Annotated in this window: 7 protein-coding genes, 1 tRNA gene and 1 pseudogene; 4 read left to right on the top strand and 5 right to left on the bottom strand. The window is 42.2% G+C overall.

Annotated features, from left to right (window positions below; genetic code table 11):
* The 3 genes and pseudogenes from WBA23_RS00110 to aroQ all read right to left on the bottom strand — a co-directional run.
* A pseudogene (locus tag WBA23_RS00110) lies at positions 1 to 125 on the bottom strand (MarC family protein); the annotation flags it as partial.
* 4 nt (positions 126 to 129) lie between these two features.
* Entirely contained in the window at positions 130 to 1,203 is a 1,074-nt protein-coding gene (locus WBA23_RS00105; protein WP_424580194.1) for an aminotransferase class V-fold PLP-dependent enzyme, read from the bottom strand.
* Positions 1,200 to 1,628 (bottom strand): type II 3-dehydroquinate dehydratase, encoded by a 429-nt coding sequence (gene aroQ / locus WBA23_RS00100; RefSeq protein WP_424580193.1) that lies wholly within the window; start codon positions 1,626 to 1,628, stop codon positions 1,200 to 1,202. Before aroQ ends, WBA23_RS00105 begins: the two co-directional genes overlap by 4 nt.
* A gap of 150 nt (positions 1,629 to 1,778) precedes the next feature.
* Between aroQ and xerD the strand changes: the two genes are divergently transcribed.
* The 3 genes from xerD (at position 1,779) to WBA23_RS00085 (ending at position 4,554) form a co-directional block, all read left to right on the top strand.
* Positions 1,779 to 2,711, top strand: coding sequence for a site-specific tyrosine recombinase XerD (xerD, locus tag WBA23_RS00095; protein ID WP_424580192.1), 933 nt, complete (start codon positions 1,779 to 1,781; stop codon positions 2,709 to 2,711).
* A 74-nt stretch (positions 2,712 to 2,785) separates the two neighbouring features.
* A complete protein-coding gene (locus WBA23_RS00090; RefSeq protein ID WP_424580191.1) occupies positions 2,786 to 3,838 on the top strand; it encodes a quinone-dependent dihydroorotate dehydrogenase in 1,053 nt (350 codons plus the stop codon).
* Between the two features lie 8 nt (positions 3,839 to 3,846).
* On the top strand, positions 3,847 to 4,554 hold the full coding sequence (locus tag WBA23_RS00085; RefSeq protein WP_424580190.1) for an RsmE family RNA methyltransferase: 708 nt from the start codon (positions 3,847 to 3,849) through the stop codon (positions 4,552 to 4,554).
* A gap of 59 nt (positions 4,555 to 4,613) precedes the next feature.
* Here the strand turns inward: WBA23_RS00085 and WBA23_RS00080 are convergent, their stop codons facing one another.
* A complete protein-coding gene (locus WBA23_RS00080) occupies positions 4,614 to 5,396 on the bottom strand; it encodes an enoyl-CoA hydratase/isomerase family protein (RefSeq protein WP_424580189.1) in 783 nt (260 codons plus the stop codon).
* A gap of 191 nt (positions 5,397 to 5,587) precedes the next feature.
* Here WBA23_RS00080 and WBA23_RS00075 point away from each other — a divergent pair.
* Positions 5,588 to 5,671: transfer RNA gene (locus tag WBA23_RS00075), tRNA-Leu, on the top strand.
* A 39-nt stretch (positions 5,672 to 5,710) separates the two neighbouring features.
* Here the strand turns inward: WBA23_RS00075 and WBA23_RS00070 are convergent.
* Positions 5,711 to 6,574 (bottom strand): SMP-30/gluconolactonase/LRE family protein (locus WBA23_RS00070; protein WP_424580188.1); only part of this gene is annotated, 864 nt, incomplete at its 5' end.

Below are 6,574 nucleotides of genomic sequence, written 5' to 3'. Positions count from 1 at the left end.
GCCTTACCCGACTCAATAGTTCCGGAACGCTTACGAAGGTTAATAATGATAGGAATATTTCCCAATATGTCGATCACTGAAAACAGAATAAGGCTGACCGAAATAATTTCTTTAAAGTGAAACATACAATTAGCTCGATAAATTTTCAGGAGCAAAGTTGACGAAAAAATCTTTCAGTTGATGTATTTCATGGTCAGTAATAGCTGGAAAGTTAGCGATCCGCAGTGTAGTATCTTTTAATTCACCGTAGCCATTACCTAATGTAATCCCACTTTCTTTCGCCTGATGTCTAATTTGATTAATTGTATCCTTTTCGGCTCGGAAGGGAATGACTGTCTTAGATTGTACTTGGAAATTATTAATATTCAGCTTAACATAACTTAAGTTAAGTAACATATTTATCCATTCATTATAGCGTGCTTCAATTTTGGCTGCAATCGCCGAAATTGGTGCCATATTATCTAGCACTCGCATTAGTAAGTAAATTCCTAGCACATTCGGAGTGTGCGTAGTCTGATACTGTTGACTTTGCTCATAAATATTTAACAAACTATTATAATATTTACGATCGCCTATTTCCTGAGCTTGCTCAATTGCTCTCGGTGAAAGAAATATCACAGCTAATCCGGCGGGTAAACCGAAGCACTTTTGTACTGAAGCAAACCATACATCAGCCGTTTTCCAGGGAAGTGCTACTCCGGCCATTGATGAAGTGGCGTCTACGCTAATTAATGTATTAAAATAACGGGCCCGTAATGCGTGTATCCAGTCGGTAGGTAGAGCAGTACCATTAGAAGTTTCATTATGCGTAAGGGCAATCAAATCAGTATCACCTATTTGTAGTTCGTCTATATTCGGTAAATCTTCTTGATTAAATGTTAAGCTATCGGTCCTGGGAACCAAGCTTTTGGCGTAACGTAACCACTTTGCTCCGAACGCTCCGTTGTAAATATGAAAAGACTTCTTGCTTACTAATGACTGGCAAATAATTTCCCAGCATTCCGTGGCCGAACTACTGAAGACTACAGTATACTCCTCTGGTACTTCGAGCTTGGTTTTAACTAGTTGAGTCACCCGCTGGAATATCTCCATGAACTCTGGGCTACGATGGTTAATGCTCAACACTCCGGTATTGTAAGCATCTCGCACGTAATCAGGAACTTCAGCGTAAACTTTAGAAGGGCCTGGGTAAAATGTGATCATGTCTGGCTACTTTCAAGTAAGAAATCGATAGCCAGCTTGTATCCGCTCAGTCCCAATCCAATAATTATCCCCTGAGCCACGGCACTCACGTAGCTATGGTGGCGGAAAGCTTCCCGAACATGAACGTTAGAGATATGTACTTCAATTACCGGAGCAGTTACCGCAGCAATAGCGTCGGCAATAGCCACTGAAGTGTGGGTGTAGGCGGCAGCGTTTAGCACAATACCATCTGCAGTAAAACCTACTTCCTGAATTTTACTCACCAACTCCCCTTCTGAATTACTTTGAAAGTAGGTCAGCGTATGGTCACTGTAGATTTCAGTCAATTCTTGGTAGTACTCTTTAAAAGAAAGTTTACCGTAAATTTCCGGTTCACGTTTACCCAGCAGATTTAAATTAGGGCCATTGATGATGATGATGTTCATGGTGTTTAGGTCGTCATAGAATGATATTCAGATGTTCAAAAGTATTAAAATTAACATGAACACAAGAACACACTAAAACATGAACACATTCGGGATCAAATTATCATCTTTATACTAAAAACAGTACCTTCGCTAAAATGACTTCTTAGTATGGACGCTAAGGATTGGAACGTGTATATCGATAAGTTTGGAGATTATTTGAGACTGGAACGGTCCTTATCAGATAACTCCCTCAAAGCCTACCTCAGCGATATTGATAAGCTTCAGCAGTTTGCCGATCTTTCCGATTGGGATTTATCTCCGCTACAAATAGAGCAAAAGCATTTATTAACTTTTTTAGAATATATATTTAATCTGGGAATGACTGCCGCTTCGCAGGCCCGAATTCTGGCGGGAGTAAAAGCCTTCTACAAGTTTCTTCTCTATCGAGATCATATTGATAAAAACCCTTCGTTACTACTAGAAGGCCCTAAAATTGATCGTAAACTGCCTGACACTTTATCGTTTTCTGAAGTAGAGCAAATTTTGTCAGCAGTTAATCTCTCCACCAACGAAGGAATTCGAAATCGAGCAATTATTGAAACCCTCTATAGTTCCGGTATGCGAGTGACTGAGCTAACCGAACTGCTTATCAGTAATCTTTATACCGATATTGGCTTCATTCGCATCATTGGTAAAGGTAATAAAGAGCGAATCGTTCCGATTGGTCAAGATGCACTGAAGTATATTCAAATGTATACCGAACACGTTCGTCGGCATTTAAATGTTGAAGCAGGTCAGGAGGACTATTTATTTTTGAACCGCCGAGGTAGCAAACTTAGCCGAGTGATGATTTTTAATATTGTGCGAGATGCTGCACAGGGAGCAGGAATTACTAAAAAAGTAAGTCCGCATACGTTTCGTCATTCCTTTGCCACCCACTTAGTGGAGGGGGGAGCTAATCTGAGAGCAGTGCAGGATATGCTCGGTCACGTATCCATTACTACTACCGAAATTTATTCGCATCTTGACCGGGATTACCTACGGCAGGTGATTACCAAATTTCACCCTCGTTCCAAACGACCCATCCGTTTTGATGATTGACGAATAGTGATTAATGAAAAGTATCTTGCGTTCTTCATCAGTCATCCTTCATTACTCATTAATCATTATCGTGAATGTATAAATCCATTATTCGTCCTCTACTTTTTCTGTTGAAGCCAGAGCAAGCTCATAAGGTAACCGTTAGTTTGCTTCGATTTGCAATGGCTATTCCTCCGGTCAAGTACCTTTTTCAGAAAAGCCTGGAGGTGAACCATCCTGATTTGACCAGAAATTTATTTGGCTTAGATTTTAAAAATCCGGTTGGATTAGCCGCTGGCTTCGATAAAGATGCCAAACTTATTGATGAAATGGCCGCTTTGGGTTTTGGGTTTGTAGAGATTGGTACGCTAACGCCTCGTCCGCAAGCAGGAAACCCTCAGCCCCGCCTGTTTCGCTTACCTGAAGATCGAGGTTTGATTAACCGAATGGGATTCAATAATGCTGGAATTCACGAAGCAGCGGAACGGTTAGCCCAACGCAAATCAAATATTATTGTCGGCGGGAATATTGGTAAAAATAAAATCACCCCCAACGAACGTGCTACCGAAGACTATGAGCAGTGCTTTGAGTTATTATTTCCGTTGGTAGATTATTTTACGGTAAATGTTAGTTCGCCCAATACTCCTGACTTGCGGCAGCTTCAGGAAAAAGAACCTTTGTTTAACCTGCTTAATCACTTAAAGGAGCTTAACCAACAGAAGGCGAACCCCAAACCAATCTTGCTTAAAATTGCTCCCGACTTGAATGACACTCAGCTAGACGATATTATTGAAATCTGCCTGACTGTTCCGGTAGATGGCATCATTGCAACCAATACGACTATCTCCCGCGAATCACTTCAGACCCATGACGCTACGTTGAAGAAAATTGGAGCGGGTGGATTAAGTGGCCAAGCGGTTCGGCAACGATCGACCGAGGTAATTCGCTACATTCATCAGAAATCTGGGGGTCATTTACCAATAATTGGCGTTGGAGGAATTAATAGCCCAGAAGATGCTTTAGAAAAATTGGAAGCGGGAGCCAGTTTAGTGCAGCTCTACACCGGATACATCTACGAAGGGCCCGCCCTGGTACGGGACATAAATCGAAGTATACTAGCCAAGCATACTACTTACGCCGGAAACTAACTTGCTTCATGGCCATTTTTTATCAACTAAAAGTTACCGATGGAGCCAATTTTCTGAGTGAGGAAGAATCTCGGCACTGCGTGAAAGTATTACGATTACGGCCAAACGATCCAATTACGGTGGTAGACGGTAAAGGGGGTTACTACCAATCAGTAATCCAGGAGACAAATCCCAAACGCTGTGCATTTAATGTAATCAATCATTACCAGCAACCTGCTCTCCCCTACTCTATCAACCTGCTCATTGCTCCTACAAAAAATTTGGACCGGATGGAATGGCTGGTAGAAAAACTCACTGAAATTGGTATCAACAGCATTCAGTTTATAGAGTGCGACTATTCGGAGCGAAGAGTGCTTAAACTAGAACGCTTGCAACGAAAAGCGGTGAGTGCTATGAAGCAGTCTGGCCGGGCTTTACTCCCTACATTATTTGAGATGCAACCTCTAACTTCTGAGCAAATTAACTTCCCTGAAAATACTCAAATTTTCATTGCGCATATTGATGAAAACCATCGCCAGCCGCTCAGTCACTTAGCAAAAATCCATAAATCTTATCTAGTATTGATTGGTCCGGAAGGAGGATTTAGCCCAAGGGAGATAGCTTGGGCTACAGAACAAAAATTTCAAATGGCAAGTCTCGGTGACTATCGGCTGAGAACCGAGACTGCCGGACTGACTGCTTGCCAAACACTGCATACTATCAATCATCTTCAATAATCTAATTGATTGCTTAATCTACCTCGTTTTTCAGTTAAAAGCTGGTTTAGATGAGAATACTACTTTCCCTTAAACTTAGGCTTCCTCTTTTCTAAAAATGCTTGAATTCCTTCCTGGTGATCTTCGGTAGCTGCCGCTTCATCTTGAATTTGGGCTTCATAATCCAGCACTTCGGCCAAGCTCATTTCGTAGGATCGGTTAAGCATTTGTTTAATCATGCCAATGGTTTTAGTAGGTCCTTGGGCAAATTTTTTGGCTATCTGGTAGGTCGTAGACTCTAACTGATCGTGCTCTACTACCCGATTAGTCAACCCGATTTGAACTGCCTCTTCGGCACTCACCGTTCGTCCGGTACTCGCCAGCTCAAATGCCCGCAGTGAACCGACCATCCGAGGTAGAAAGTAAGTAGAACCCGAATCCATTACTAAACCGATTCCTACAAAAAGTTCTGACAAACTCGCTTGATCGCTGGCAATAATCATATCGCAGGCTAGCGCTAATGAGCAACCGGCCCCGGCAGCTAAGCCATTGAGCTGACAGATAATAGGTTTAGGCAAATCACGCATAGCAAGAATAAGCGGATTATAGTACGTTCGCACTGCTTCGGAGTAAGTTGTGTCCGCTAGTTCAGTTTGAGCGGCCTTTAAGTCTTGCCCCGAGCAAAATGCTAGTCCGTTTCCCGTGAGTATCATCGCTCTTACGGCTGAATCCTCCCGCGCCTGATCAAATGCTTGCTTCAGTTCTAGTTTGATCTGATTGTTTAGTGCGTTGTAGACTTCAGGTCGGTCTAACGTAATCTTTCCTATTCCTTCGTTTACTTCGTAGATAATATGTTGAAACATGTTGATTGTTGATTGTTGATTGTTGTAGTTACGATTAGTCTTTAATTTTCACTGTTTCACCGAGCGTCAGTCGCAATATTTCTTTTTGTCTCCAGTTTCTTGCCTCCTTTGTACATTGCTCATTGTTCACTGCTAATTGGTAATTGTCTATTGTTGTTTCGTTCGTAAAATTGTCTAGCTTTGTACCACTTGCGCACGTGGTGGAATTGGTAGACACGCTGTCTTGAGGGGGCAGTGCCTTAACTGGCGTGGAAGTTCGAATCTTCTCGCGCGCACATACAAGCCTCACTTTTAGGTGCAGGCTTTTTCTTTTATTAGCCCGCGAAAAAATTTGCCCGTACTCCTCTCACCCCCGGCTTCACCGAAAATAGCGACCCCGCCAATAGTTCATCTTCCGGATCAGTGTTTTCTGAAATAGTAGTAATAAAGAGCGTGTCCAGGTTTTCGCCTCCAAAGGTGCAACTCGATGTTTTTTTGGCCGGAACGTCAACTTGCTCAACAATTTTTCCAATTTCTGGATCAACCGCAATTATGCGTCCTCCGTCATAAATAGCCACCCACAGATTCCCTTCCTCGTCAATGGTCATTCCATCAGGAACCCCCACTGCTGGGTCAATAGATACTACTTTGCGTTCGTAGTTAATAGCAGCGGTTTCTAAATCAAAGCGGTAGCAGTCTACGCAGCCTTTTAGTGAATCAATAAAGTAAAACCATTGGTTATCGGCTGACCAAATTAGCCCATTGGAAATATAAATATTATCTAATTTGCATTCTACCTGATGATTAATATCCAACATATATAAGTTACCCTGAGGCTCTGTAGGATTAATTTGCATTGTACCCGCCCAGAGTCGCCCCATTGCATCTACTTTTCCATCATTAAAGCGATTTTCTGGTAAGTGAGCTTCGGGATGTTCAATCAGTGTTAACTTTCTACTGCTTTCATCGTACAAGCCGAAACCATTTTGTAGAGCTAGTACCAGACCATCACTACTACGAGGTATTGCGGCTCCTACGTATTGCCCGATTTCATAAACCTGATTTTTGCCATTTTTAGGATCAAACTTACATACATGCCCACGTAGTATGTCTACCCAGTACAAACAATCGTGACGGTAATCCCAAACCGGACCTTCGCCCACAATAGCATCCCATTTTAATAGTAATTCTGCCTTCAT

Origin of the sequence: Tunicatimonas sp., from assembly GCF_049647865.1 — a bacterium.
GTDB lineage: Bacteria > Bacteroidota > Bacteroidia > Cytophagales > Cyclobacteriaceae > Tunicatimonas.
This window is presented reverse-complemented; position numbering and strand designations above follow the sequence as displayed.